This is a genomic window from Granulicella aggregans (assembly GCF_014203275.1).
In the GTDB taxonomy this organism is placed as follows: Bacteria; Acidobacteriota; Terriglobia; order Terriglobales; family Acidobacteriaceae; genus Edaphobacter.
The window spans coordinates 599,383-625,549 of record NZ_JACHIP010000005.1 but is presented as its reverse complement, the minus strand read 5'-3'; the positions used below and the strand labels follow the sequence as shown (position 1 = coordinate 625,549).

The 26,167-nt window shown below is 56.2% G+C and carries 21 protein-coding genes; 15 read left to right on the top strand and 6 right to left on the bottom strand.

Translation table 11 applies throughout. From position 1 onward, the window contains the following. The first annotated feature begins 15 nt into the window (after window positions 1-15). The gene (locus tag HDF16_RS19620; protein ID WP_184220552.1) at window positions 16-1,449 is read left to right on the top strand and encodes an alkaline phosphatase family protein; all 1,434 of its coding nucleotides are present in this window, start codon (window positions 16-18) and stop codon (window positions 1,447-1,449) included. A 99-nt stretch (window positions 1,450-1,548) separates the two neighbouring features. Here the strand turns inward: HDF16_RS19620 and greB are convergent, their stop codons facing one another. Further along, a complete protein-coding gene (greB, locus tag HDF16_RS19615; protein WP_184220549.1) occupies window positions 1,549-2,163 on the bottom strand; it encodes a transcription elongation factor GreB in 615 nt (204 codons plus the stop codon). A gap of 233 nt (window positions 2,164-2,396) precedes the next feature. Then, complete coding sequence (locus HDF16_RS19610; protein WP_184220546.1) at window positions 2,397-5,402, bottom strand: sensor histidine kinase; 3,006 nt, start codon at window positions 5,400-5,402, stop codon at window positions 2,397-2,399. 341 nt (window positions 5,403-5,743) lie between these two features. Here HDF16_RS19610 and HDF16_RS19605 point away from each other — a divergent pair, with 341 nt between their 5' ends. Beyond that, window positions 5,744-5,989 carry a hypothetical protein gene (locus HDF16_RS19605; RefSeq protein ID WP_184220544.1) on the top strand — a complete coding sequence of 82 codons (246 nt, stop codon included), beginning with the start codon at window positions 5,744-5,746 and terminating at the stop codon, window positions 5,987-5,989. A gap of 23 nt (window positions 5,990-6,012) precedes the next feature. Further along, window positions 6,013-6,654, top strand: a complete 642-nt coding sequence (locus HDF16_RS19600) for a response regulator transcription factor (RefSeq protein ID WP_184220541.1) — start codon at window positions 6,013-6,015, stop codon at window positions 6,652-6,654. Window positions 6,655-6,686: 32 nt separating this feature from the next. Here HDF16_RS19600 and HDF16_RS19595 read toward each other — a convergent pair whose 3' ends face one another. Next, window positions 6,687-8,294, bottom strand: a complete 1,608-nt coding sequence (locus HDF16_RS19595; RefSeq protein ID WP_184220538.1) for an FAD-dependent oxidoreductase — start codon at window positions 8,292-8,294, stop codon at window positions 6,687-6,689. A gap of 458 nt (window positions 8,295-8,752) precedes the next feature. Between HDF16_RS19595 and HDF16_RS19590 the strand changes: the two genes are divergently transcribed. From HDF16_RS19590 to HDF16_RS19555, 8 genes are all read left to right on the top strand, one after another. Further along, window positions 8,753-9,223, top strand: coding sequence for a MarR family winged helix-turn-helix transcriptional regulator (locus tag HDF16_RS19590; RefSeq protein ID WP_184220535.1), 471 nt, complete (start codon window positions 8,753-8,755; stop codon window positions 9,221-9,223). Window positions 9,224-9,276: 53 nt separating this feature from the next. Beyond that, window positions 9,277-10,221 carry a VOC family protein gene (locus HDF16_RS19585; RefSeq protein WP_184220532.1) on the top strand — a complete coding sequence of 315 codons (945 nt, stop codon included), beginning with the start codon at window positions 9,277-9,279 and terminating at the stop codon, window positions 10,219-10,221. Next, entirely contained in the window at window positions 10,214-10,447 is a 234-nt protein-coding gene (locus tag HDF16_RS19580) for a hypothetical protein (protein ID WP_184220529.1), read from the top strand. The genes HDF16_RS19585 and HDF16_RS19580 overlap by 8 nt, the downstream gene beginning before the upstream one ends. Then, window positions 10,440-10,895, top strand: coding sequence for an alpha/beta hydrolase (locus HDF16_RS19575; RefSeq protein ID WP_184220526.1), 456 nt, complete (start codon window positions 10,440-10,442; stop codon window positions 10,893-10,895). The genes HDF16_RS19580 and HDF16_RS19575 overlap by 8 nt, the downstream gene beginning before the upstream one ends. 342 nt (window positions 10,896-11,237) lie before the next feature. Continuing rightward, window positions 11,238-12,212 carry a hypothetical protein gene (locus HDF16_RS19570; protein ID WP_184220523.1) on the top strand — a complete coding sequence of 325 codons (975 nt, stop codon included), beginning with the start codon at window positions 11,238-11,240 and terminating at the stop codon, window positions 12,210-12,212. Between the two features lie 87 nt (window positions 12,213-12,299). Continuing rightward, a complete protein-coding gene (locus tag HDF16_RS19565) occupies window positions 12,300-14,648 on the top strand; it encodes a TIM-barrel domain-containing protein (protein WP_184220520.1) in 2,349 nt (782 codons plus the stop codon). Between the two features lie 58 nt (window positions 14,649-14,706). Further along, a complete protein-coding gene (locus HDF16_RS19560) occupies window positions 14,707-15,717 on the top strand; it encodes a tetratricopeptide repeat protein (protein WP_246409310.1) in 1,011 nt (336 codons plus the stop codon). Continuing rightward, window positions 15,714-17,156, top strand: coding sequence for an alpha-L-fucosidase (locus HDF16_RS19555; protein ID WP_184220517.1), 1,443 nt, complete (start codon window positions 15,714-15,716; stop codon window positions 17,154-17,156). Before HDF16_RS19560 ends, HDF16_RS19555 begins: the two co-directional genes overlap by 4 nt. A 6-nt stretch (window positions 17,157-17,162) precedes the next feature. Here HDF16_RS19555 and HDF16_RS19550 read toward each other — a convergent pair whose 3' ends face one another. Further along, complete coding sequence (locus tag HDF16_RS19550) at window positions 17,163-17,828, bottom strand: TetR/AcrR family transcriptional regulator (RefSeq protein ID WP_246409305.1); 666 nt, start codon at window positions 17,826-17,828, stop codon at window positions 17,163-17,165. 44 nt (window positions 17,829-17,872) lie between these two features. Between HDF16_RS19550 and HDF16_RS19545 the strand changes: the two genes are divergently transcribed. The 3 genes from HDF16_RS19545 to HDF16_RS19535 all read left to right on the top strand — a co-directional run bounded on the left by HDF16_RS19545 (window position 17,873) and on the right by HDF16_RS19535 (window position 20,958). Continuing rightward, complete coding sequence (locus HDF16_RS19545; RefSeq protein ID WP_184220515.1) at window positions 17,873-18,742, top strand: NmrA family NAD(P)-binding protein; 870 nt, start codon at window positions 17,873-17,875, stop codon at window positions 18,740-18,742. Between the two features lie 151 nt (window positions 18,743-18,893). Beyond that, on the top strand, window positions 18,894-19,658 hold the full coding sequence (locus HDF16_RS19540; RefSeq protein ID WP_184220512.1) for an SDR family oxidoreductase: 765 nt from the start codon (window positions 18,894-18,896) through the stop codon (window positions 19,656-19,658). A gap of 496 nt (window positions 19,659-20,154) precedes the next feature. Beyond that, entirely contained in the window at window positions 20,155-20,958 is an 804-nt protein-coding gene (locus tag HDF16_RS19535) for a hypothetical protein (RefSeq protein WP_184220509.1), read from the top strand. A 153-nt stretch (window positions 20,959-21,111) separates the two neighbouring features. Here HDF16_RS19535 and HDF16_RS19530 read toward each other — a convergent pair whose 3' ends face one another. After that, on the bottom strand, window positions 21,112-22,323 hold the full coding sequence (locus HDF16_RS19530) for a YncE family protein (RefSeq protein ID WP_221312903.1): 1,212 nt from the start codon (window positions 22,321-22,323) through the stop codon (window positions 21,112-21,114). Window positions 22,324-22,704: 381 nt separating this feature from the next. Next, window positions 22,705-23,712 (bottom strand): carboxypeptidase-like regulatory domain-containing protein, encoded by a 1,008-nt coding sequence (locus HDF16_RS19525; RefSeq protein WP_184220503.1) that lies wholly within the window; start codon window positions 23,710-23,712, stop codon window positions 22,705-22,707. Between the two features lie 606 nt (window positions 23,713-24,318). Between HDF16_RS19525 and HDF16_RS19520 the strand changes: the two genes are divergently transcribed. Beyond that, window positions 24,319-25,749 carry an ATP-binding protein gene (locus HDF16_RS19520; RefSeq protein WP_221312901.1) on the top strand — a complete coding sequence of 477 codons (1,431 nt, stop codon included), beginning with the start codon at window positions 24,319-24,321 and terminating at the stop codon, window positions 25,747-25,749. Window positions 25,750-26,167: the final 418 nt, after the last annotated feature.

Below are 26,167 nucleotides of genomic sequence, written 5' to 3'. Positions count from 1 at the left end.
GGTGGAACCGCAAAGATGCGGTTCCACCTGCGAGCTGCTCAAAATGTCATTCCCGATCTTCAGACCAGCAAGGACAACACCTCATTGATCCAGTTCATCTCGCGCCTCTTTCTCTCATCCGTTGTGCTTCTCTCCGCAAGCTCTTACATAGCTGCACAAGACACAACGAGTAACGACAATCACCAGCCAATCGTGATCGTCGTTACGATAGACGGCTTCCCGGCCCGGGCTCTCGAAGATCCCCGCCTGCCCATGCCAACACTGCGCTCGCTCGCTGCAGCGGGTGCTGTCTCCACTGGCATGCAACCGATCAATCCCACGGTGACCTGGCCAAACCACACCGCCATGATCACCGGAGTGGATGCGAGCCATCACTTTGTCATGGCGAACGGGTTGGTCGTACTGCCCGAAGACGGTGGAGCTCCGCAGATCGAACCATGGACAGACAAGGCGAAGCTAGTTCACGCCCGCACGCTCTATGAGGCCGCTGCGGAGAAGGGCCTGACCACCGGGCAAGTGGATTGGGTCGCCATCTACGGTGCCAAAGGAGTTCGCTGGCAGTTTGGTGAAAAGCCTGACATGAAGGATGAGATCCCCCAAGAGCTGATCGCTCAAGGCATCGTTACCCGTGAACAATTGGAACACTTTGGTGACAAGAGCACTCCTGCGTGGCGTGATGAGATATGGACGGACGCAGCCGTCGATATCATAGAAAGGCACTCGCCAAATCTGCTTCTATTTCATCTACTACAGACCGATTCCATTCAGCATCAGTACGGTCCCCTTACATCCGCCGCCTACGCTGCTTATGCCTCTGCGGATCAATGCCTGCGAAGAATTGTGGAAGCTGCGCGCACGGCGGGCAACCTGGACCGCACGACCTTCTTCATCCTCTCCGACCACGGTTTTGCAACCTACACCCACACCATCAGTCCCAATGTTGCGCTTGTCGAGCAAGGCCTGCTCAAGAAGCAGGACGGACGCTATAAAGGCGAGGTTTGGATCAAGGCTGAGGGAGGAGCGGCCTCACTCTATATCCGCGATCCCCATCGTCGGGCAGAACTGCTGCCAAAGTTGAAGGGCTGTTTTTCTGGGGTTGAAGGCGTCGCGCATGTGTATACCAACGATGAGGCCCGTAAGCTGGGCATTCCAGCAGAAGCTGACACGGATCAGGCTCCGCTCCTGTATCTGACCGCAGCTCCGGACTATGCGTTCGGTGACGATACAAGTGGTGCGTTGATTCGAACGAACCCAGTCCGAGGCCAGCACGGCTACGTCAACACTATGCCGGAGATGCAAGCACTTTTTGTCGCATCGGGTTCAGCAATTCGATCCGGTGTCCAGCTTGGACCGGTCTCAAACCTCCAGGTGGCGCCAACAATCGCGAAGATTCTGGGGGTGCAGTTGCCCGATGCAAAGCAGCCTCCACTCTCCGGGATTCTTCGCTGAAGTCTGGATTCAGCTGGCCCTTCATCGCGGCTGTTTCCTTTTACAGATAGATCTGCACGTCTGTCAAAATGATAGCCACATCGGTGTCGACAAACGCGTTTAGAAAGACTCAACTTTTTCCGGACGCTCGGTCGAGACGGCGGACCCAGGTGGTACGCGGAACAGTTCTACGGAGATGCGCTCGTACCGCACTTCCAGCACGGTTAGGGTTTCAGTGCCTCCCGGCGCATGAAGAACCACTTCGTCGTCTTCTGCCGCTCTCATTAGTGCTCGCCCCAAAGGTGAGGCCCAACTGATGTGGTTGCGGTCGAGATTGACTTCATCGGTGCCAACGATGCTTACCACTCGCTCTGCCCCCGCGGCATTCGCGTAGCGCACTGTGGCTCCGAAGAACGCCCTTGTCGCCCGCTGCCCCGTTCTCGGAGCTTCCGGATCGATTACCTCTGCGGCTTCGATTCGCTTTGTCAGGAAGCGAACCCGGCCATCGATCTGCCGCAGTCGTCGCTTGCTGTACTGATAGTCCGCGTTCTCACTGCGATCGCCATTGCCCGCGGCCCACGCCACCACCTCCACCACGGCCGGGCGATCCTTGGTAAGCAAGAAATGACGCTCATCTTTCAGGCGTTCAATCCCGCCAGGAGTGATGTAGTTTTTGTCGTGGCTTGCCGCCGCGGGCTCCTCTGCTTTCGGTCTTCTGGTAAACCCTTTTCGCATCCTGCGGCCCTCTCCTAACGCGATTTGAGCTATCTGCGTCTATCGATACTAATCCGGGCATGACTTCCAACCAGTCCAGGGAAGTGGGCCTCTCGGACGTAGTCAAGCCGCTTGATGAGTGCCTCGGCAATTTGGCACCAATTAGAACTCAATATAGACGTTGTCGCGCGTGCAGCTAAAGCCAGTTATATAGGCGAAGAGATCGATGCTCGACATGCTCTTTGGAGATCCGATTACTGACGCGGACCTAGGCCGATGGTCCAAGGCTTTCTTGGCGTATTCACAAAGTAGGCAGTCGCAGCCGGTACGTTAACCTCCACCTCTGTGCCGGCTCCGGCTGTACTCCATATATCTAACTTCGCGCCGACCCGAGATGCCCGTTCCTTCATCCCGGTTATTCCCCAATGGCCCGCAGGTGATCCCGCCTCCAACTGTTGTTTAGTCATGCCGGTGCCGTTATCGCGGCATCGCAGGCGGAGGTGCATCGCACCATAGGAGATCTCCACTTCGATACGTGTGGCGTTTGCGTGGCGCAGAGCGTTCGAGATGGCTTCGCGGCCAATGGAGTAGATCTCGTCATAGACGATGGTTCTTAGTGACCTTGGCTCGCCTTCCACCAGGAACTCGATGGAAGCCGCGCCCTTGGACGGCACAAGGGCACTTGCCTGCGCGAGCGCGGTTGGCAGATCATCCGCTGTGCTTTCTTCCGATCGCAGTGATCGCACACGCTCCCTTCCTTCGGCGATCACGTCCTCCGCACGGTCTAGTGTCTTCTCCAGCATGCCGCGCGCTGGAAGATCTTCAGGCACCTCTTCGATATCGGAGTGAAAGCAGAGGATCAGACCCTGGATTCCCTGCAGTAATGTGTCGTGGAGATCGCGAGCGATCCGCATCCGTTCCTGCGCTCGCTCCTCAAGACGACGCTTCATCTGTGTCGTCGCATATTCAAACCGCATGCGGAACGCTATTCCGATGAGCAACAAGAGGGCAACGATACAGAGCGACAGGAACCACCAGCGCTGATAGAAGGCTGGCAGCACCTCAAACTTCAGCGGCGAGGGGGCTTCACTCCAGATATTTTCACCATTCGAGGCAGCCACGTGAAACGTATACGCACCCGGCCTGAGGTTCGTATACACCGCTTCAGTTCTCGGTCCAACCTCTTGCCAGCCCGGATCCTGGCCGTCGAGCCGATACCGATAGGTCACTCGTTCTGGAGCGTTGAGATGCGCGCCAAAGTAGCGGATGCGCAGCGTGTGTGTGCCCGGATCGATCTTGGGAAACGCTTCGTATCGCGGGGATTCATTGTCGGTGAAGCCTTGTATCGAAGTGATCGCGGGGACAGTGTCGGCAGTTATTTTTTCCGGGTCGACATATACCGCAGTGGATGAAGTGGCGATCCATATGCGACCGTTCGGTGCGATGACGGCGCTGGGCAACTCATAACCCTGATAGGCAAACCCCACGAGGCCGTCTCCCGAGAAGCGTTCGGACTGCATGCGGTAGCTGCCCGAGTGGAGCGCCCTGGTCAGCTCGCCGGCTGGGATTCGGAACACACCGCGGGCTCCGTTGAGCCATATATCTCCGTTGTGCGCTTCAACGAGACCGGAGACGCCCTGCACAGTGTCCGAGTCAGCCGTGAGCAGGGATTGAAAGCGGTCGTCGCGCAGGGCAGCGAGTCCATGCACACCACCAGCGAAAACAGCATCCTTCGTTACCAGGATCGCTTGCACATTTCCTAAGCCGGGAAGACTGTCGACAGCATAGGTCTTCGTCGAAGCGCCGTCGACAAGTCCGACTCTGTTGCCGGTGAAGCCCGCCCATACGCGCCCCGAAGCATCCTGCATGATCGCGATCGGAGATTCTTTGGGAAATCCTGGAGCTTCTATCCTGGTCCATCGATTGTTCGAACGACGCCATAAACCGCTAAGCGCGCAGTCCGCATAGAGGTTCTCCGCATCTCCCGCCAACTGCACGACGCAATACGGCAGATTGGGATCCGGGACCGGAATGGACTGCTCCTTGCCATCGCGCAACTGAACGATCGCGCCTCCGCGGTTGAACCAGACGGTATTGTTCCGGTCGCAGTACAGTCCCCACAGCTCGCCTTTCTTGTAGTGGGTAATGGCCTCTCCGGTAACAGAGATAAGGAAGTCCCCACTCCCCATCCAGACCGTACCGTTAGGGCATGCCGTGATTCCTACATCGCCCTCAATGCTCGTGTCTGGCAGCTTCGTGAGGGTGGGCATTCGAAACCGGTCCAGGCCGCGCGTCGTGCCCGCCCAGATTGTGCCGTTGGCATCGTGGAAGACTGTGAAGACACCGAGGCCGCTAAGTCCCGCCTCCGTATCGAACTTCTGCACGCCGGGATTGTTCGGTCGTATCGATCCTCTGTCGTGGAGCTGAATGACATCGGATGCGACACGTTGTACGCCGTTGCGATTGCTCGCTACCCAGAGATTCCCTTTGGGGTCGAGCGTGATTCCAGAGGCCTCAACCGGATAGCTGAGAGGGAATGGGCTGGGATGGCCGGGCACGGACAGCCGCCGGATGACCGCTGCCGGTGGAAGCGCATTGATCCACAAACTGCCGTCCGCCATCTCAATGAAATCCGAGACACTGCCGCCTTTTTCACTCGTCTTCTGCGGGACAGAAGTGCCCTTCGCAACGAAGTAGATGAGATTTCTGGTCGCGATCCACAAGGTGCCGGCACGGTCGAAGAAAAAATGTACTACCTCACCGATCTGCTGTGACTGTGGCAACGCTTCCTGCCATAGATCGCCTTTCTGCTTGTAGAGGACGCCGCCGCTCAGCGCCCACATGGCGCGGTCTGGTGCCTGCAAAACCTGAGCCACGGTGTCGCTCGAGAGCCCGTCGTTCTGGTCGAAGACACGCACATGCCCGTCTTTGATTCGGACCAAGCCCTTGAGCCACGGAGCAACCCAGAGAGCGCCATCAGGCGCCATGTAGACGCTCCTCATCTCGATGGAAGGGAGTGATGGTTCACCGGCAGGAGGTATATAAGCGGTGAAATGAAGACCGTCGAAGCGATAGAGCCCGCCGCGAGTTGCCAGCCAGAGTGTTCCATCCTGGGCAGCCGCAATACTGTTCACTCCAATGGGAGCGCCGTCCCGAGCGGTCCACGCGGTATGGTCCATCTGCCGGAGCGTCAGATTCTGCGCGCAAAGGAACGCCGACCCGCCCCACGCGAACCATGTCGCAAAGAGGGCAGATGCCATCCAAAGTAGCTTTTGTCCTTGAATCCTTCCGATGTGCATGGGTCTGTTCCCGTAGAAGCTAAGCAGTCCAGATCCGGCTACAGTTGAGATCCGAACCAGTATAGGGCTCCTGACCTGCTGCCGCACTACACGAAATGACTACCGCCGGACGGTCCGAAAGCAGTTCAACGTTTCTGTAACAGGTTGGGTAGCATTCCATCTGGATGTGGAATATGCAACGGCTTTTTGGTACGTTTCCGAATCGAGGCGCTGGATTGGCGCTCGTAGTACTGCGCCTAACGATGGCGATAGTGCTTGTAACGCGTGTATGGCTTTGTCCCGCTCCGGGAGCAACAGTGCTTATGGCACTCTCTGCCATCGCCGCGCTCCTGATCGCAGTCGGCCTGTTTACGCCGATCGCTTCCGGATCTGCCGCTCTTGTTTCGCTGGGATCGATCCAGTATTCGAATGAACCCGCGATGAGTGCTCTAACGGTCGCTATACTTGTTGCTGTCGCGCTGCTGGGGGCCGGTGCCTATTCGGTAGACGCAAGGCTCTACGGACGACGCAGGCTTGTCATAAGCAGCACAAGAGACAAGTTGAGCTAGATTGCAGCGAGGGATAAGCCATCATGAGCGCGACAACAGGCGGTCCGGGCAAAATCCGGATTCTGACGGTAGACGACCATCCCCTGATTCTTGAAGGTATTGCGAACCTGATTCAAAAGCAGCCGGATATGGAGATCGTCGGTGAAGCGGCCAATGGCCACGAAGCGATTGAAGCATTTAGCAAGCATCGGCCCGATGTGATGTTGATCGATCTCCAAATGCCGGGCATGAACGGTATCGACGCGATCGCCGCCATTCTGGAGAAGTGGCCAAACGCACGCTGCGTTATCTTGACAACTTATGCGGGAGATGTGCAGGCTTCGCGAGCGCTCAGGGCCGGCGCCAAGGGGTATCTGCTCAAGAGCATGCTCCGCAAAGACCTGATCGATACCATTCGCATCGTTCACTCGGGCAAGAATCGCATTCCTCCGGAGATCGCCTCGGAGTTGGCGAATCATCTGATGTCGGATGCCCTGTCTCCACGGGAGATCGAGGTGCTGCGCATGGTTGGAGAAGGCTGCTCGAACAAGATCGTCGCCGATTGCCTCAAGATCTCCGAAGACACTGTCAAAGGGCATATGAGGAGCATCTTGTCGAAGCTCAATGCCAATGACCGCACTCACGCGGTGATGATCGCAATGAAGCGCGGTTTCCTGGACGGCTAAGATCTCTGCGAACATTTTTATGGCGGCTGTATTTATGCAGACAAAGCGTGGCCATTTGTCTCGGATAGCTTCTGCATCGCAATATAGCGATGAATTTCGGAGACAACTACAGATCCTTCGCCTACGGCGTTGGCGACGCGTTTGACCGATCCCGACCGCACATCCCCCACGGCGTAGATTCCAGGACGGCTGGTTTGGAAGACAGAGCCTTCGGTACCGGAAGTTGCTCCTGTCACCACAAATCCATTTGCGTCGAGATCAAGCTTGCCATTCAACCAAGCGGTATTCGGCTGCGCACCGATCATGACGAACATATTTTCCGCCGCGCTCGTTTGAAGAACACCTGTTTGCCGGTTACGCCATGTCACAGACTGGAGATACGTGTCTCCATCGACAGAGACGACTTCGCTTTCCGTGTGCAGTGTGATGCGGCTGGAAGAGGCAATACGCTGGATGAGATAGTCAGACATCGTCGCCTTCAGGCCTTCTCCACGTATGAGCAGATGAACATGGTTCGCTGACAGAGCAAGGTGCAGCGCAGCCTGTCCGGCCGAGTTGCCACCTCCCACTACCACCACTTCCTTCCCGACGCATCTCGCTGCTTCCATCGCGGTCGCGGCATAGTGCACACCCTGAAATTCGAACTTCTTGTAGTTGGGAACATCCAACCGGCGATAACGTGCGCCCGTAGCGATCACGATCGAGCGCGTAAAGATTGTCTTGCCGCCTTCCAGCATGAGGCGGTAGCCATTGCCGGTCTGCTCAAAATCGATGACATCACGGGAGATGGCGAAGCGGGCACCGAACTTCTGCGCCTGTACCGTGGCATTCTGGGCCAGATCCTGCCCTGAAACACCGGTCGGGAAGCCGAGGTAGTTTTCAATCCTGGAGCTTGTTCCGGCCTGACCGCCAGGCGCGGTGCCCTCGATCACGATGGTCGTCAGCCCCTCTGAAGCGCCGTAGACAGCCGCGGCAAGACCGGCAGGGCCACCACCCACAACCGCAAGGTCGCAGACCGGGACGTCGCCGAGGTCATAGTCGAAACCCAGCTTGGAGGCGAGAAGCGTGTTGCTCGGCTTGCGAAAGGTCGTACCGTCGGAGAAGAACACAACCGGAAGCTGGCCCTTTTCGACATCGAGCGCCTGAAGAAGCACTTCCGCACCCGGGTTCAGGTTGGCATCGATCAATTGATGCGGATGACCATTGCCGGTGAGGAAGCGCTCGATGCGCATCGTCTCTGCCGCATTGCCGTCGCCCACCACGATGATGCCGCCCTGCCGGTTATTTACAAGCCGGGCACGTCTCAAGATCCATTCGGTGAGAATCAACTCGGCGACGTCCAGTTCGGTGCGCATCATGTGCCGCAATGATTCCCGGGGGATTCGCAGGACCTTACATGACTTGATTGCCCGGCAGTTCAGCAGCGTTGGTCGATCATTCAGGAGATCCAGCTCCCCTGAAAACTGCCGTCCCGTCAGGGTCGATTCAGCTTTGCGTGAGGCCGTCCCTTTGCGTTCAAAGAGCTCCAACTTGCCCTCGAGGACAATGAAGAAGTCGACCATCCTTTCACCCTGCTCGAACAGCATGTCGCCGCGCTCCACAGATTCAATCGAGCCATACTCCCGCAGACGCCGCATCATAATTGGCGTCAGATATGCGGTTTTGTGCGAGGTGCTTGAGCGAGCGGAAGAGGCAGACTTGAGGGGATAAGATGACAGGCCAACGGGCGGTTGCGTGATTCTTCGCAGGGTTGAACGATCAAGAAGTTGCGGAACAGTTACCGTTGGCATTGGGCTCGCCTCCGAACTGCTCCCATACTGCTGGATTCCGATCGGCTGCGCTACATCCTCTCGGACCGGACAACGACAACACTTTCGTGTTACCGACCAGCCGTTTCAATTCGCGTGCGATTTAGAGGCTGGCCGTAAGGCTTGATTATTTCCAACAACAACTGAGGCTAGATATGGGCGCACGGCAATCACGCCTCGATTGAATCCAGTCCTCATAAATTTATCTTTGGCACTTTATATTTACGATCACAAAGCCGACATCCGCCTGATTCGATATGTTTGTAGATATGCCCTCCGCAAAGAGATCTTTGGTAGCTTTATCAATCAAGCAACGCAAGCCGTTTGTGTCGGACCAACAGGAGCTTTACGTCAGCATCGTGCGAACGGCGTCCGAGCTTTCTCGTTCGACAGAACGATTCCTGCGGGCTTACGGAACCACTCAGATTCAATACAATGTCCTGCGAATCCTGCAGGGAAGCGGCCCCGAAGGGTTGGGTCGCAACGAGATTGCAGAACGGATGATCACGGCTGCGCCCGACATGACGCGGTTGCTCGACCGGATGGAGCGCGATGGGCTGGTAGTCCGAACCAAGGATCGAGAGGACAAGCGTCAGGTCGCGACGACGATTACCCCGACGGGCAAAAGGCTGCTTTCGAGCGTAGAAGGACCTCTCATGAAGCTTCATTCAGAACAACTGGCGGCACTTTCAATATCCGATGTCCGCAAAGCTGTTGAATTGCTCGGGGCAGCCCGCGATGGAAATCTTCGAGCACTCTGAATCCATCTGCGTGTGATAACGCTCATATAGGTGTTGTCACACGGAGATTCGCTATGCCCTCGACGTTTCAAAACGCTTTTGTCCCCAACGAGATTGGTATTCACCCTCCGAAGTATCGTCTTCCGGCAGACGCTCATGTTGGGCGCGTCCGCTTGGCTGTGTCGAACCTCGGGCGGTCGCTGACCTTTTATTCGCGTGTCATCGGGTTGTCCATTCTGAACCACGGACAGAGCTTCGCTCAACTGGGAGCGCGGGGAAGCAAGGAAGTGCTGTTGGAACTGGATGAGGTCGCTGGGGTTACTCCGATTACGCGCCGCTCTCGTCTCGGGCTCTATCACACGGCTTTCCTGCTTCCGACCAGAAAGGATCTAAGCAGCTTCGTGCGGCACCTGGTAGCCCAGAAGATCGATTTTGGATCGGGAGACCACCTCTACAGCGAAGCGTTGTATCTGACCGATCCTGACGGCCTGAGTGTAGAGGTGTATGCCGATCGTCCGCGCGAGACGTGGACGTATGAGGGGCGGGAGATCGTGAGCGCGACGAACCCCGTACGTTTTGGAGAACTGCCGCAGGTTGCCGAGGACAGTTGGCAGGGAGCGCCGACGGGCACAACGGTGGGCCACGTCCATATGTACATCGGAGACCTGGACAAAGCCGCAGCCTTCTACAACGGGGTTCTTGGACTTGACATTGTGACCTGGCGCTACCCAGGCGCTCTCTTTGCTTCTGCCGGCGGATACCACCACCACATCGGCCTGAATATCTGGGCTGAGGGCTCACCCCCATCATCAGCAGAAGATGCCCGCTTGCTGTTTTGGGAATTGGTACTTCCTTCGGAAAGAGAGAGGGAGCAACTTCTTGCGAGCCTGCGGGAGGCGGGCTACACATCCACCCGTCTCGCGAATGGCACTCCTTGCGCCACGGATCCATGGGGTATAACGGTCGCTCTAGTCATTACAGATCCAGTCGCAGGAAAAACGGAGATCCGGAATGGCTGAACTGAGCTATGTGACCCTCAATGAGCCGATGCGGTCGGTACAGCAAAAAAGTTCCGTCTTGATGCTTCTCCATGGCGTCGGCAGTAACGAACGCAATATGCTTCCTCTGGGCAACGGAGCCGACCCAAGGCTAGGAGTTATCAGCGTTCGCGGCCCTCTGACGCTTGGCACGAACGCCTACGGTTGGTTTCAGGTCTCGTTTGCGGCATCGGGACCCCATGATTGATGGAGCCGGAGCCGAAGCATCCCGCATTGCACTTCTGGATTTCATCACGCAATATCGCGTCGAGCACGATGTCGAGGACGTCTACCTGATGGGATTCAGCCAGGGGGCAATCATGGCAACCGTCGCGGCGGCCACCGAACCGGCAAAAGTACAGGGAGCAGTCGTGCTCAGTGGACGCTTTCCGAAGGAGTTTCAGCCGGGGATTGTGACTGCGGATGAACTGGCGAAGACCGCTCTATGGGTCGGGCACGGCACGGACGATGAGAAGCTCCCGATCCATCATGGCCGCGCCACGCAGGCACTGCTCGTCGCTGTAGGAGCACCGTTAACCTACCGTGAGTACCCAGCCGGACACGCCATCACTCCGGAGATGCAGTCCGACGCTCACCGCTGGTTGACCGAGACCATGGGCGCCAGATTGCGAGAAAATGGCGTACGTCCAGCCTGATGAACGTATCAGAACTCCGGTACCCTGCCATACGAAGCTTCCGCTAAGGTCGCAACCTTAGGGTTCCCAGCGACAGCAACCGCGCCGGCGAACTTACGTTCGCTACGAGTGATACGGAGAACGTGAATGCTGCAACAGCTGGAGGTCTGGGCCTCGCGACCTTTCTTCTTGGCGACGTCACGAGCTTCGGACGTTATGTCAGCAGCTCAACCGGTGCAAAGGAGTTCCAGAAGCGGGACTTCTTCTATGTCAAGGACACATGGCGCCTCAGCCCAAATCTCACGATCGACTACGGCCTTCGCTGGGAGATCTACTTCCCGGAGAGCGTCAACGGTAAGGACAATGGAGGGTTCGCACACCTTCGCGGGCGATGGCCAGACGAGCAATCCGAACGAACCGGCGGCCTGCCTTACGGCGGCGCAGGCGGGGGCTTCACAGCCGTTGTGCTTTGGGCCAGGAGCAGGACAAACGCGCAACACTGCGCAGCTACGGCCTTACTTCGCATCGCGCGGATGGACGCAGGATCTCACCTATTACCATGATGGCTTCGACACGCACTATAACGGCCTGCAAATCACCATAGACAAGCACTTCTCCCACGGCCTGCAAATGACCGCCAACTACGCCTGGCAGCGCGCCCACAACTATGGAGGCGACTACCAGGAGATCGATCGGAAGGTGAACTACGGCCGATACGACGATCTGCGCGAACAGCAGCTTACAATCTTCAGCAACTATGACCTACCCTTCGGCAAGAACAAGATGTTTGGTTCCCGTGCGCCCGGATTCGTGGACTACATCATCGGCGGCTTCTCGCTCGGTAGTTCTTTGAACTACTCTGGCGGCTTGCCCTTCACCCCAAGCTATGGCGAATGCGGGAGCGATATTCCCGCTGGCCCCTGTATGCCGAACAAAATCGGTTCCAGCCGGCTCCCACTCAATCTGACCGGGTTCAACCCCGGCACTCATACCCGCTCCTACTTCACCCCGGTTGCTGCCTTTGGCAACAATGGCTCAACTAGTGGAGCCTTCCAGCGGCCCGCGCTCGATAACTTTGGCACAGTAGGGCGCAACAGTTACTTTGGGCCAGACTTCTTCAACCTCGATCTCTCACTGATCAAGAACATACGACTCTACGAGGGGGTAACCGGCCAGTTTAGGATGGATGCCTTCAACGCTCTGAACCACATCAACCCCGGCAATCCCTCGAGCAGCTGTATCGATTGCAGCGTCGGGAGCAACGCCGGTGTTATTACTGGAGAGGCACTGGGAGCCGCTCCGAGACAGCTGCAGTTCGCAGCTCGCATCAACTTCTAGAGATCGCGAGGGCGCGTTGCTAAAGAACCGCGCCCTCCGTCCTCTATCTTGAAACTTGATACGCTTTACCACCTTCCAAAGGATCTCGTGAATTCTTTCAGGTTCTCTTTCTCGATTGCACTTTCGTCAGCCGCTCTGTATTCAAGCGCCTGCGCCGCCCAGATGCCCGGGCAATCACTTCCCGCGCAACCCCAGATCACGGCTACTGCATCGGCCAACGGGCTTGAGGCGACCATCGGCGAAGAGACGATGCGAGTGACGGTTTGCTCGCCCTCGCTCATCCATGTCGTCACTCGTCCCCACGGTGGTAGCTCCCAACATCCGCAACCCTGGCTTCTGCCAGCGGATCAATCCTGCAAGGGTGCTCACTTTGACTTCTCCCAGGACGAAAAGACATTCATATTGAAGACCGCGAAGCTGACCGCGACCCTCAGCAAAGAGCGCGGGAATCTAAGCTTCCTCACCGCCGAGGGCATTCATCTCACAAACGAAGGCGATGCCGTGCCGCGGACCTACACGCCCGAGACTCTCAATGGCGAGCAGACTTATCACATCGTCGATCGCTTTCGACCGGACAGCTCAGAGGCATTTTATGGTCTCGGCCAGCACCAATCGGGCATGTTCAACTACCGTGGGGCAACGGTCGAGATTGGGCAGAACAACACCGATATCGCGATCCCTTTTCTCGTCTCCTCAAAGGGCTATGGAATCCTCTGGAACACCGCATCCTTCACCTATGTCGACAATCGGTTTCCGCTGGAACTATCCTTCGATTCGCTTGCGGGCCAGGGTGTTGACTACTACATCGTCTACGGCCCGGAGATGGACGAGATTATCCATGAGTACCGCAACCTGACGGGCCATGCTCCGATGTTGCCGCGCTGGTCTTATGGATTCATTCAATCCAAGGATCGTTACAAGTCTCTGGATGAGATTAACGCAATCGCCAGCCGCTACCGCAGCGAACATATTCCGATGGACACCATGGTTCAGGACTGGTTCTGGTGGAAGACCGAGGGCGATCCCTACTTCAATGAGAACTATCACGATGTGCCCGCTGATGTCGCCAAGCTGCACGACAACCATGTCCACACCATGATCTCCACCTGGGGCTTGATCGATCCCGCAGCCGAGACCTACAAGAAGCTCGACGCGAAGGGACTCTTCGTTCCTCATGCGAATGTCTACGATGCCTCAAATCCTGAGGCTCGCGAAGTGTATTGGAACTCCCTGACCTCGAAGCTCTTCAAGCAAGGATGGGACTCGTTCTGGCTGGACAGCGCGGAGCCGGAGGAGTTCTGGCCGCATATGGGCGACTCCATCCTTCGGGACAGAAGTATCGCCATTGGCAATGGTGCCGAGTACACGAACATCTATCCTCTCGTTCATAACGAGGGAATCCAGCAGCACTGGCGCGAGACGACGGACCAGAAGCGCGTCTTCCTTCTCACTCGTTCTGCCTTCCTCGGCTCACAGCGCGTGGGTGGCACGGTATGGTCTGGCGATGTCTACAGCAGCTTCTGGGGGTTGCGGCATCAGATTGCCGGGGGCTTGAACTATGCCTTGACCGGTCTGCCTTACTGGACTACTGACATCGGTGGCTACTGGCCCGGAGAGTTCGATGGCAAGACCACAAGCCCTGAGTACCAGGAACTCTACCTCCGCTGGTTCCAGTTCGGCACCTTCTGCCCCGTCTTCCGCTCGCATGGGCATCGCCCGAACAATGAGATGTGGACCTACCCTATGGTCGAGCCATCTCTCATTGCATTCGACAAATTGCGCTACCGGATGATGCCGTATATCTATTCTCTTGGCTGGAAGGTCTCACACGACGACTATACGATTCAGCGCCCTTTGGTCATGGACTTCCGCAGCGACGCTCTTACACATGACATCGCAGACCAGTTCATGTTCGGCCCTGCGGTCATGGTGAATCCGGTGACCGAGGCGGGCGCTACCGAGCGGCGTGTGTATCTCCCAAAGGACAGTACCTGGTATGACTTCTGGTCTGGAGAGAAGATCGAAGGTGGCAGATACATCCAGGCACCCGCGCCACTCGAGCGTCTTCCACTATACGTCCGTGCGGGTTCGATACTGCCGCTTGGCCCAGATGAAGAATATACCGATGAGAAGCCGAATGGCCCCATTGAACTGAGAATCTATCCCGGGGCCGATGGGACCTTCACCCTCTATAACGACGAGGGCAACAACTATAACTACGAAAAAGGAGAGTTCTCCACCATCCCCGTGACATGGTCTGAGGCCGATCACACCGTTACCATAGGCTCGCGCAAGGGACACTATCTGGGAATGCCGAAGACGATCTCCCTTCGTCTTTTGCTTGCGGGCGCTGGAAAAGGGTTCGAGATTTCGTCCGAAGCTAGGGGCAAGTCGGTGGAATATGATGGCTCAGAACTCAAGATCAAACTTGATTAATGAGAGTCGGGTCTTGCTGAATCATATGCTGATCGCTTCGCGGGACCTGAGGCATTGCATGCTCAGAGGCTCTGCGGTTCTTACCATCATCATCGCCTCATGGTCATCCGCCGGCTCCCAGCAGGCGGACAACCATCAGGCTTTAGTGAAACAGATGGAACAACAGATCGACATGGGCCATCCGGAGGCGGTGCTCGATCAGTTGAAAGAGAATACTGCGAGCCTCGGAGTAGCGCTTGTGCGCGGTGAAGCTCTCTACGCAATGGGTCGATACAGCGAGGCGGACCAGGCGTTATCCGTCGCGCTCAGAGTCAACCCGGACGACTCCACAGCTGTAAAGCTGCGTGGCCTTACTCTGTTCCGGCTTGGACGACCCACAGAGGCGATCCCGCTACTGGAACGCTCGAGCGACTCCGGTGCATCCACGCAAACCGATCCCTTCTACGTGCTTGCTCTCTGCTATATCGACACACGCCGTTACGATGACGCGCGCCATGCTTTTGCGAGACAGTATGGCTTCGCTCCCGACAGCGCATCGGCTCATCTGCTCGCCGCCCGCATGCTTCTGCGTCGATCGTATGTGCCTATCGCCCATGACGAGGCGACCAAGGCGCTCGCCCTCGATCCATCGCTCCCACTCGCGCATCTTCTTCTCGGCGAAGTGGCGCTGGCAGGCGAACACCTGGACGAAGCGGTCGCAGAATTTACGGCGGAGAGAGATCGCAATCCGCTGGAGGGAAGTACCTACGAGCGCCTCGGGGACGCATACATTCACAAGGCAGAATATGTGACCGCACAGAAGAATCTGGAACGGGCTATTCTGCTTGAGCCAAACTCTACCGGCCCGTATATCCTGCTCGGCAAAGCCTTTCTCAAGCAAGGCGTATCCGCAAGTGCCGTCGGATATCTGGAGCGCGCAAGGGCCATGGACGGGAGCAACTACATGACCCATAGCCTCCTCGGTCAGGCCTATCGCATGCAGGGGAGAGTCGACGAGGCTCGCAAGGAGACACAATTGTCACAGACACTGCAGGCTGACCACACCCCCGTCATCGAGGCTCCCAAATGAAAAAGTCTTTTGAACGAACAACTCGACGCGGATTCGCGTTGTCGATACGGTACATTCTCTTTCTGCTCGTGCTTGCATCGACGATTGAGGGAAATGCCAATGGGCAATGGGCGCCGTTGGTGGCCGATTCATCTGCGGCTTCCCGCATCCAGTGGTGGCGAGATGCGAAGTTCGGGCTATTCATCCATTGGGGACTCTACGCAATCCCAGGGCGAGGCGAGTGGATCCAGTGGGACGAACAGATACCCAACGGCGAATACGCCAAGCTTGCCGACGAGTTCCATCCGGAGAAGTTCGATCCCGATGCGTGGGCCGCAACCGCCAAAAACGCCGGGATGAAGTATGTGGTTCTAACGAGTCGACACCACGATGGGTTTGCCCTGTTCGATGATCCAAAGAGCAACTTCACTTCTGTCAAATCAGCCGCTCACAAAGACATCGTCGTGGACTATGTGACCGCGGTCCGAAAGGCGGGGCTGCGTGTTGGGCTCTACTATTCTCCGCTGGACTGGCGCTACCCCGGCTTCTTCTTTCCTGACATCTATCAGGCAAATGCCCTTGAGATGCGGGATCAGTACCATCGTCAACTGAACGAACTGGCCTCTCACTACGGCAAACTCGACATCGTGTGGTTCGACGGCGGTGGCGCAAACTGGCTTGGCTTCGGTGGCGTTCAATTCAAAGGTGGATGGCACGCGCGCCCCAAGGATGAAAATTACACCGGCACATTCTCGTGGAAAGATGAGGAAGCGCTCAGCAGTCTGCGAAGTCTACAACCGTCAGTCATCGTGAACGATCGGACGGACGCCCCTGCGGACTTCCGCTCTCGAGAGGGAGACGGCGCAATGGGTGCTTTCGAAAATCACTACCCCTGGGAGCTATGTTCCACAATCACGGAAGGTGCCTGGGGATACCAGCCGGATGCAAAGGTGAAGTCCTTCGATTCCATCATCCGATTACTGGTTGGGGCGGTTGGACGAGACGGAAACTTTCTGCTTAACGTCGGCGCCAGGCCTGACGGTCAGATCGATCCACTTCAGGTGCAGCGCCTCAAAGAAGTAGGCAGCTGGCTTCACAATTACGGAGATAGCATCTATGGAACTCGCGGCGGCCCGTATCTCCCGGGAGACTACGGCGTCTCGACCTATCACGACAAGACGATCTATCTGCATATTCTCAATCGCCCCGAGAAGCGGTTGAGGCTACCACCCCTTCAGGCGAAACTTATCTCCTGCAGCAGTCCTACTGGAGAGCACGCCCAATGCACGCAGACTGTAGCCGGTGTCGATATCGTTCTGGCTGAAAATCCGACAGGGAACGCTCCCGTTGACACGATCGTCGCTCTTTCAATCGCGTCTCCAGCGAGCGATATCGCTCAAATCTCAACAAAGGCAGATACCCCGGCCACAGCGCCCGTCGCAGCGGACATAAAGAAGTGACGTTGTTTACTTGCGCGGCGATTCCGTGAGTACAGGCATCAGGTAACGGAGGATGGCATTGCGCATCGCCAGCTCCAGGCGCGGACGTGCGTGAGCCGAGGCGACGGTCAGCTCGTCCAGGATACCTCGGAAGATCATAAGAGCAACCTGCCCATGGTGGGCCGCTTCGAAGCGGGAAAGATCAGGTCGCTCCCGTCGGAGGCGGACCGCGATGAAGTCTACGAAGACCTGCCCAAGAGTCTGTTTGTCTGCGCGTGCGGAAGGTGAGAGGGGTGCGTCGACCACTAGCGTGTGAAACTCGGGACGCTTCCGGTTGAAACTCATGCAAACATCAATGAGTTCAGCGACGGCTTCTACGAAGCTCAACACGCCGTCGGAGTCGATTGCGCGTTCAGCCTCGGCCATTTCGCGGGCATACATCGAGGCGAGTTCGCTGGCGATGGCTTCTTTATTGGGGAAGAACTGGTAAAGAGTAGCCGGAGAGACACACGCTTCCGTGGCAATTGCATTCGTGGTGGTCTGGTGATAACCAAGACGACCAAAGGCGGCGGCAGCGGCGCGGAGGAGAGCCTGCTGGCGCTGCTCGCCACGCGCGTTGCGCTTGCGGTTTGGATCAAAGACGGTCACAGGAGGATTCTCGCAGAAAGAGATCATATAAGTAAAAACTTGCATCCTTCTCGATATGTAAGTATCTACTTGTATGGGAGGTGGACGGCATGTTCACAGTGATGGGAATTACGGGTAAAGTTGGCGGGGCAGTGGCGGAGAATCTGCTTGCAGTTGGTAAAACGGTACGGGGCGTGGTGCGCGATTCGGGGAAGGCGAAGGCCTGGGCCGATCGCGGTGTGCAACTAGTGCAATCAGCCTATGACGACCCGGCGACCCTCGCAAAGGCGTTCTCGGGCGCAGAGGGTGTGTTCGCGATGATTCCGCCAGACTTTGCTCCTGCTCCCGGATTGCCAGACCAGAAGCGCACAATTGCGGCGATCCGTGAGGCGCTTGGGCAAGCAAATCCTGGCAAGGCGGTGTTTCTCTCTTCTATCGGTTCGGAGCAACGGAGTGGGTTGGGCTTGATCACTTCGACGCACCTTATGGAAGAGGCGATGCGTACGCTGCCGATCCCAGTGGCGTATCTGCGCGCCGGCAGTTTCATGGAAAACTGGCTGGGAGCGTTGGACCACATCCGTGCGACCGGTGAGATGCCGTTCTTCTACGCTCCTCTTGATCGCAAATTCCCCCTGGTCGCAACGCGAGACATTGGCTTGGCGGGTGCCCAAGTGTTGCAAGAGACCTGGACGAGCGAGCGCGTGATCGAGGTAGATGGGCCTGAAGGTGGAACCGATTTGCACGAAACGGCGGCTGCGTTCGGCAGGGCTCTGGGTCGTGAGGTGAAGGCCGTACAACTACCTGAGGCTGCCTGGCAGAACGTTCTGGAAGCGATGGGGACACCGGCTGATCGGACAGGGCTTTACATGGAGATGGTGAAGAGCTTCAACTCGGGCTGGATACGCTTCGGAAACTCAGGAACGGAGAAGTTCCACGGGCCGACCACGATCGAGGCGTTCGCGCAAGAGTCGGTCAAGTAGGAAACGGCCGCAGGACTCTTCGATGCAATGAACTCCACATCTCGGAAGCAGCGGCAGTTTGCGAGATGTGTTTTTCTAGAAACTGACTGCCCACCGCAAAAAGGGAAGTCCGATCTGCGCTGTGGTGCATCTAGTACGGCAGGGAGTAACAATGAACATTTCAGGCAACACAATCCTCGTAACTGGAGGCACCAGCGGCATCGGTCGCGCACTTGCTGAAGCGCTGCACAGCAAAGGAAATCGGGTCATCATTGCTGGCAGACGGCAGGCGCTGCTCGACGAGGTCACAGGCCGCAATCCCGGAATGGTCGGTATTGCTGTGGACCTAAGTGACACCGTGGCCATTGCGAAGTTCGCGGAGTCTGTGAAGCGTCAGTTTCCTGAGTTGAATGTCTTGGTCAACAACGCAGGTATCGCAGGTTTGGAAGACTATACGGCCGAATCAATCGACCTGACGCGCGCGTACAGCACGATTCAGACCAACATCACCGGCGTAGTCCAATTGTCGGCTGCGCTGCTCCCCACGTTGCGAGCACAGCCAAAATCTACTCTGATCGTGACGACTTCAGGGCTTGCATTCGTCCCCTTTCCACCAGGTCCCGTATACAGTGCGACCAAGGCTTTCATGCACAACTGGCTCGACGCGATTCGTGTGCAACTGAAGAAGACCAGCGTTGAAGTTCTCGAGCTCGCGCCGCCTTACGTACAAACAGAACTCGGCGGCCCGCAGCAGGCCAGCGATCCCCGTGCCATGCCTCTCGAGGATTACACCAGCGAGGTCATTCAGATACTGGAAAGCAATGACATCGAAAAGGGAGAAATTCTCGTTCAGAGAGTCAAACCCCTGCGCACTGCGGAGAGAGATGGCAAGTATCAGGAGTTCCTCGACATGTTCGCCGGCATGCACGATGAGTGAACGCCCAGTGGTCACCCCAGTGGGACGGCCGCCAGTTCTTCAAGTTTCGAGATGCGCGTTTGTGAGGAATGAGAATTCCAAGGCGATGCCCCGAGTTCAAGAGGGGGTGGGCCACGCCCATTGGCCGCCTCTCTGATGGACGCTGCGCCTCACTAGCTCTGAGCGTAGGCTTTAGAGGCTAACTTTGCGGTTTCGGGAAGGTAGATGTGCTTCTCAAGATCGGCTGCCAGTCGTAAACCAACGCCCCTACTCTCATAGCACGGGGTTGCAAACTTGAGCCCATTTCGGAATGCAAACCATGTTCGGTATAGTCACTCGAATATCCTCCTAAACGATGCTCGATTCAGCGGATCTTAAGGAAACCTCATTATTCTGATTGTAATGATTGAACTCTTGAATGGTTTCGCCCTCCCGAGGACCTTAAGTCGATCTTTGCAGTCCAAGCGAGACAGCAGAGAACCCTCCCCTTCAAGGGCATGCCTCATGAGGACGCAGTGTGAATAGACTCGGCATCTGCGCGTTTGCGCTCGTAGTTGGAGGGGTGCTCATAACTGGTAAGGCGGCAGCTCAAAGTGATCTCTTGATGAAGATGGCAGGCAACGAGAGAACTGCGCGCGAACATAGGGCGCTTTTTTCTTACTCCTCGAAGGAACGATCTCCGCGAACCGGAGGTCACCTCTGGGATGAAGCGGTCGTCGAGACGCCAGACGGTGTTTTGCGAAGGCTGATAGCTATCGACGACAAGCCTTTGAGCGAATCTCAAAGGGCCTCCGAAGAACAGCGAATACAGAAGATATTGAATGATCCTGACGCATTTCGAAAGACCAACCTGGCTCAGGAGAGCGACGAGACGAACGCTATCAAGCTTCTCGCGTTGCTGCCGAAGGCCTTTATATTGATGCCTGACGGAGAGCAGGATGGTTGCACTCGCGTGGCCTTCACGCCGAATCCCGCATTCGTGCCATCTTCCTATGAAGAGAGAGTGATGACCGTTCTGGCAGGTACCGTTTCGGTAAAAGAACCGGAGAACCGACTCTGCAATGTGGACGCGAAAGTTACTCGGCAAGTGGATTTCGGCTTCGGAATTCTCGGGCGGCTGAACAGCGGAGGTCACGTCGAGCTCACGCGCACTCAGGTTCGAGGAGACAACTGGAAGACATCGCACATGAGCGTTCACATTGATGGACGTATTCTCCTCTTAAAGAACCTCTCGCGCGAGCAGGACGCAAACCGATCCAATATCAAGGTGCTCGACAAGCCCGTTAGTCTTGCTGCCGCCACTCAATTGACACGTCCGTAACAGAGATAGAGCTCGCCGTGATCCCGGTCGAGGATACAGATAGGCGCTCGACGGCCAGACAAGATCTTTCGACGCGAGAGATCCTTCGACACTAGTCCAGTTCACGACAGAGATTAGCCATCAAGGCCGAATCGCAGCTTTCTACGGACCCTATCATTGCGGTTTGTCTTCTCCGCGTGTCGGGGAGAAGACGGCAATCCGTGGACGAACCAGGAGACTCGCATAACCTACGTAGACCTTATGCGAAATGGGATCTACCGCCAAGGTATGTGCGCCGTAGTGCGTTCTTATTTCATCAAGCACCCGGTATGCATCGGGACCGTCCTGGTGAATTACCGTCAGCTTTCCATCTTTTCCGGCTGAGTAGACTCGGTGAAGTATCGGATCGAACGCGACTGAATCCGGTCCCCCTCCGATCTTGAGCGAGGTAATAACCCGATGCTGATCCAGATCGAAAACTACTAATAAAGCGTTTCCCGCGCAAACCGCAAAGAGACGCCGCGTAGAGGGGTCAATCGCCATGCCGGTTGGCCGCTCGCATGGATCGAGCGGCCAACGTCCCACGATGCTTCGACTACCGAGATCGATGCCAGCTAGCGAGTTCAAATCCTGAAGGTTTTGATAGAGCAGCCCAGTCTGAGGATCCTGCGCAACAAACTCGGGCTCGCCGGGAAGAGAAATTGTCCCCACTGTCACACGCCTCTCGGGATCGATCAGGGTTGCCATTTTTGGGCCGCCGTTAGCTACATACACAAGCCTCGCGGACGGGACATAGAGGATGGCATCCGCATCGTCCGCAACTGGAATACTTTGAAATTGTTCAAGAGTCTTTGGATCGAATACCTGCACGATGTTTTCTTCACTCCTTGTAAGGAAGGCAACGTTGGCATCGGGGAATAGCGCCATGCCATGAGCTGCGCCCGCACCTGGCATCTCCGCCACAGGACTGACTGAGAGGCGATCGGGATTCAAGTCGATCTTGAATAGGGACCCTGTTGACTCGCTTGTAACGAAGAGAGTTTTTCCGCTTAGCGCCATGTAGTCAAGGACGTTGAGCAGTCCATGTTTCGGAAGCTCAACATATCCTTCGAAGGTCATGAAGTTCGATTTACTTGGTGTTCCAGGGTAAGCGAGATACGGGACCACGATTGAAAGACACACGAGGACCGCGGCTGCGAGCGCCGCTGTAATCTGAAGACCTCGTCTGATAGATCTGTTCATTTTGCCTCCTACACAAATTCTCGAATCAGTTTGATCGTCCACCACGCCAGCGCCAGCCACCGCTTCATGCGGGGAATTCAAAATACTGGTCTGTCGAGCTTTAGTCCGGACGGCACCCCTCTTAGTGACCAGATTCGAGATCATATCCGGTGATAGCTTCAGATGAGTGATTACTCCTGGGGTCCGAGGGGCTAGCTCATAAGAATGGCAATGCGAATTGCAAGGAACGACATCGTCCAGGCAATCTGGTTTAGATGTAGCAATATGTTTCGCTTCATAGACTCCTCCACTTTGGATATCCTGACAGCGCAAGACCGCCTCCGCTGTCAGGAATCCTCATCGGACAGTCAGGATTTGTAGGCCTGAAGATAAATGAGACAGGGCGATGTTCCGGCGATTGCGAAGGAGCGAACGGATAGGGAAGTCAAGAGAAGATGGTGCGCACTCTTCTTCGAGGGAGTTATCCGATCGAAGCTCTCTAGGTCGATGGCGAATATGATCCAAAAAATGCGCATGGTTGTGTGTCTACTGTGTTCCGGACGGAGGCACATTCGTTGTGAGCCGTTTTGAGAAGAACTCGCGAATAATAGTTCCACCAGCTTTTCCGGCAATCCCGATAGCGGCGTTGGTGAAGACGAGTCCCATACCCCGGTCTGCATGTGGATAGTACAGATTCGAGAGGGCACCCGATCCGATATCTCCCAGAAAATAAGAGTAGTTCGGCATAGGCTTTCCGCTGTCGCTGCGAGTGATGATCGCAAAGCTTGCCGCATGGATCAAGCGAGATTTAACGGTTCCGGTCCCTTGGTAGAAGTAACGGGGATCCTGATGAAAGAGTGACGGGAAGACCGCGTGGCTCAAAAAGTCACTGGTCCGCCCGTCGCCAAATTGAGCGGCAAAGCGCTTGCCGTAACCCGCTGCTCCGTACCCGTAGCCGGGATATTTATCATTTGCCTGTTCGATTCCGGCGACGAGACCGACCCCGATCAAGGAGATGGGATCGAAGGTATCTCGACTTGCGAGTGAGAATTTTTGCCTGATTGTCATCGGAGCTGGATCGGGAATGTAGCTTATATAAAAATTCGGAATGACTGCGAGGAAACGTTGCTTCTCCTCTGCCTTAATCTGTTCCGCAGCAATCTCTTCGATGGGGCGGACCGTAACTTCTGTTCCAGTAGATCCAACCGAGAGCGTTAGGTTCGGAACTTCGTATGCCTGTCGGGAACTCAGGTCGAACTCTGTGGATGTGAACGGCGCGAAGCCTTTCGCATTGACCATGATGAGGTAGCGACCAGCCGGAAGCCCAGTGAAGATAAATTCGCCGGCGCCTCCCGAGGTGAGCCGGAGCGATTGAGTTCGGTCCCGACTGGTCAGACTGATGTGCGCGCCGGGAATTGCGGCCCCACTACTATCGAGGACGACCCCGGAGACAATGGCGGCGCCCTCCGCCGAGGACGATGCAGCGGTAGAGCTCTGCGCGGGGAATTGAGGTAACGGAGCATCCGGCAACGAGCTACTGCTTGCTAGATCCAACTCTGCGACCTTCTGTTGACCATGCACCGTAACGCTGATCACAGAAAAGAGCAGGAGTGAAACAGAACCCAGAGCAACTGGTGGACGAAGCCACTTGGCCCTTGCCCGTCGGTGCCTGAGAGTCGCTTGGGAGATCACGACTCGCGATGCTTTGAGGCAGCATGTGACGGAACTTTGAATCGATAGCGGCATAGAGTCTAACCCACGGAACTTTCTTGAGAATTGCTACTGGCGGGTGTCATCGAAAGCGCGACCGCCAAGCCGGACAATGCGACAACCCACATGCTTGTCTTCATTCCACTCGCCCTCTAGGTAGACCCTACTGGCCCTAAAGGTATTGCCCTGTTTAGAAAAGTCGGCGCTTCGTAAGGTTTTGTAGGCAGCGAAGTCGTTGGCATGAACCACGCCTCAGCGTGCGAGCACCGTGGCTGCTACGTGCTTCGGAGGAACAGACATCTGTAAGGATTTGTATAGACTCGGGGCCATGTCCGCGCGCAGACGGTCCGTTGTCGTATATATCAAAGCAGGGATTAGTTGTCGTTGAGAGGAGGACACGTGCTTCACCATCGTCATAATCGGCTGGGTTGGCTGAAAGCACGGGTGCCCATGTATCGACTCTTCATCACCATCTTCCTGTGGTTCTGGATTGCCGCGTGGGGCATATTCGCGACGGTGTTTCTCATAAACGATCTGAAAGGCATTCGACAGGTATCCGCGCCGAGCATGTATGCAACGATTGCTCCCATCCTCGCGGCGGAGGCCGTCCGGACATACGAAGTAGGTGGAGCTGAAGCGTTTGATCGTTTTTCTCAGCGCGATGGTTACCAGAACCGCCGGATTTTCCTGCTCGACGGATTCTACAAAGACGTGTTGGGCGCTTCCCTGACCAATGAAGGTCTTAGTGTCGCCCGCGCAGCACGGAACGACCAACTCGTCATGCTCGGGAACAATATCGCTGCATACAAATTGGTCTCTGCTTCAGGCCGTCCGTACATCCTGCTTATTTATCTCAGGAAGTCCGTTCGGATCGCGCTGATCGAAGCTCTGTGGGGAAGGAATCTTCCGTATGCGGTCGGGCTGATGCTTTTGGTCACGGTACTTTGCTTTGCCCTTGCGTACCACATAGCGGCACCCATCCACAGCATCCAGTCAACGGCCCGAAAGGTTGCGCAAGGAGACCTGAAGGCACGTGTGCCAGGCAGGGTGGCGAAACGTTTCGATGAATTGTCAGCTCTGGCGAAAGACTTCGATTCCATGGTCGACCGGCTTGAATCGTTGATCGAAGCGCAGCGGAGCCTTTTGAACTCCGTGTCCCATGAGTTGCGATCCCCACTGGCCAGGATCAATCTGGTGGTCGCGATGCTGAGAGAACGCTGCGCGGTTGACGCCAACGATATGCTGGAGCATCTGGATCGCGATGTCGCCAGAATTGATCTCTTGATTGGTCAGCTCTTGGCGCTCTCTCGTATGGAGTCGGGACTTTCGTCTACTGAGAGAGAAGATGTTGACCTTGTCCAGCTCGTCGAGTGGACGGTCGCTGATTGCAACTTTGAAACCGAAGCGTCAGACAAGTCGGTCAGTTTCAGCGCTAGAGCCGAATGCTCTATCAAGAACGCCGATCCACATGCCCTTCGAAGCGCTTGTGAGAATGTCATTCGTAATGCAGTCCGATTTACTCAATCGGGAACCAACGTCGAGGTTGTGTTGGATAGGGACAAGTTGGAACTGCTCGCAATTCTCACCATACGCGACTATGGTCCTGGGGTCCCGGAGGCCGCCCTCAGCGCGATCTTTCAACCCTTTTATCGAATCGAGGTTGAAGGGCAAAGTCCAGATGGGAACGGTCTCGGTCTCACGATTGCCGCTGAGGCAATTCGTTTACATGGCGGCACGATTACCGCTTCGAATCTCCGGCCTACAGGGCTTGAAGTCACTATCCGACTGCCTATCGATCTCGGTACGGCACGAGACGAAACAGATCCTCTCGATCCAGCACAACTACTTGAGCTAAGTCCGCCGACCAAACATCGAGCGTAGGCCGTTAGAGGCAGGTCGCACGCGCTGCTTCGTCTCCCTGCCTCCCCATGGAAGGAAAAGGAAGGAGTAGGTCTTCTCACGGGTATTCCTACTCTTTATTTACGGATCCGCTTCTATACAAATCCTTACATACGTCTGACTCTTCTTTACGGCGATGCCCTGGTGTCCCCTTCACACTGAGACATCGCCGTAAAGCTCATGTGGAGGCGGTGACTTATCGGCTCGAGAGCTTACCTCCGTTTCTGCTCGGTTCATCAATAGCTCACAGGAACGCCCGGCTGCCACCTGGCAGTAGCGATTGTCCATAACTCCGTTCACCCATTTGGAGATATCAATGAAGAAACATCAACTCATTGCCATTTATCTGTTGACGCTCAGCGCACCTTCCGCATGGGCTCATTCCATCCAACCTGTCTAT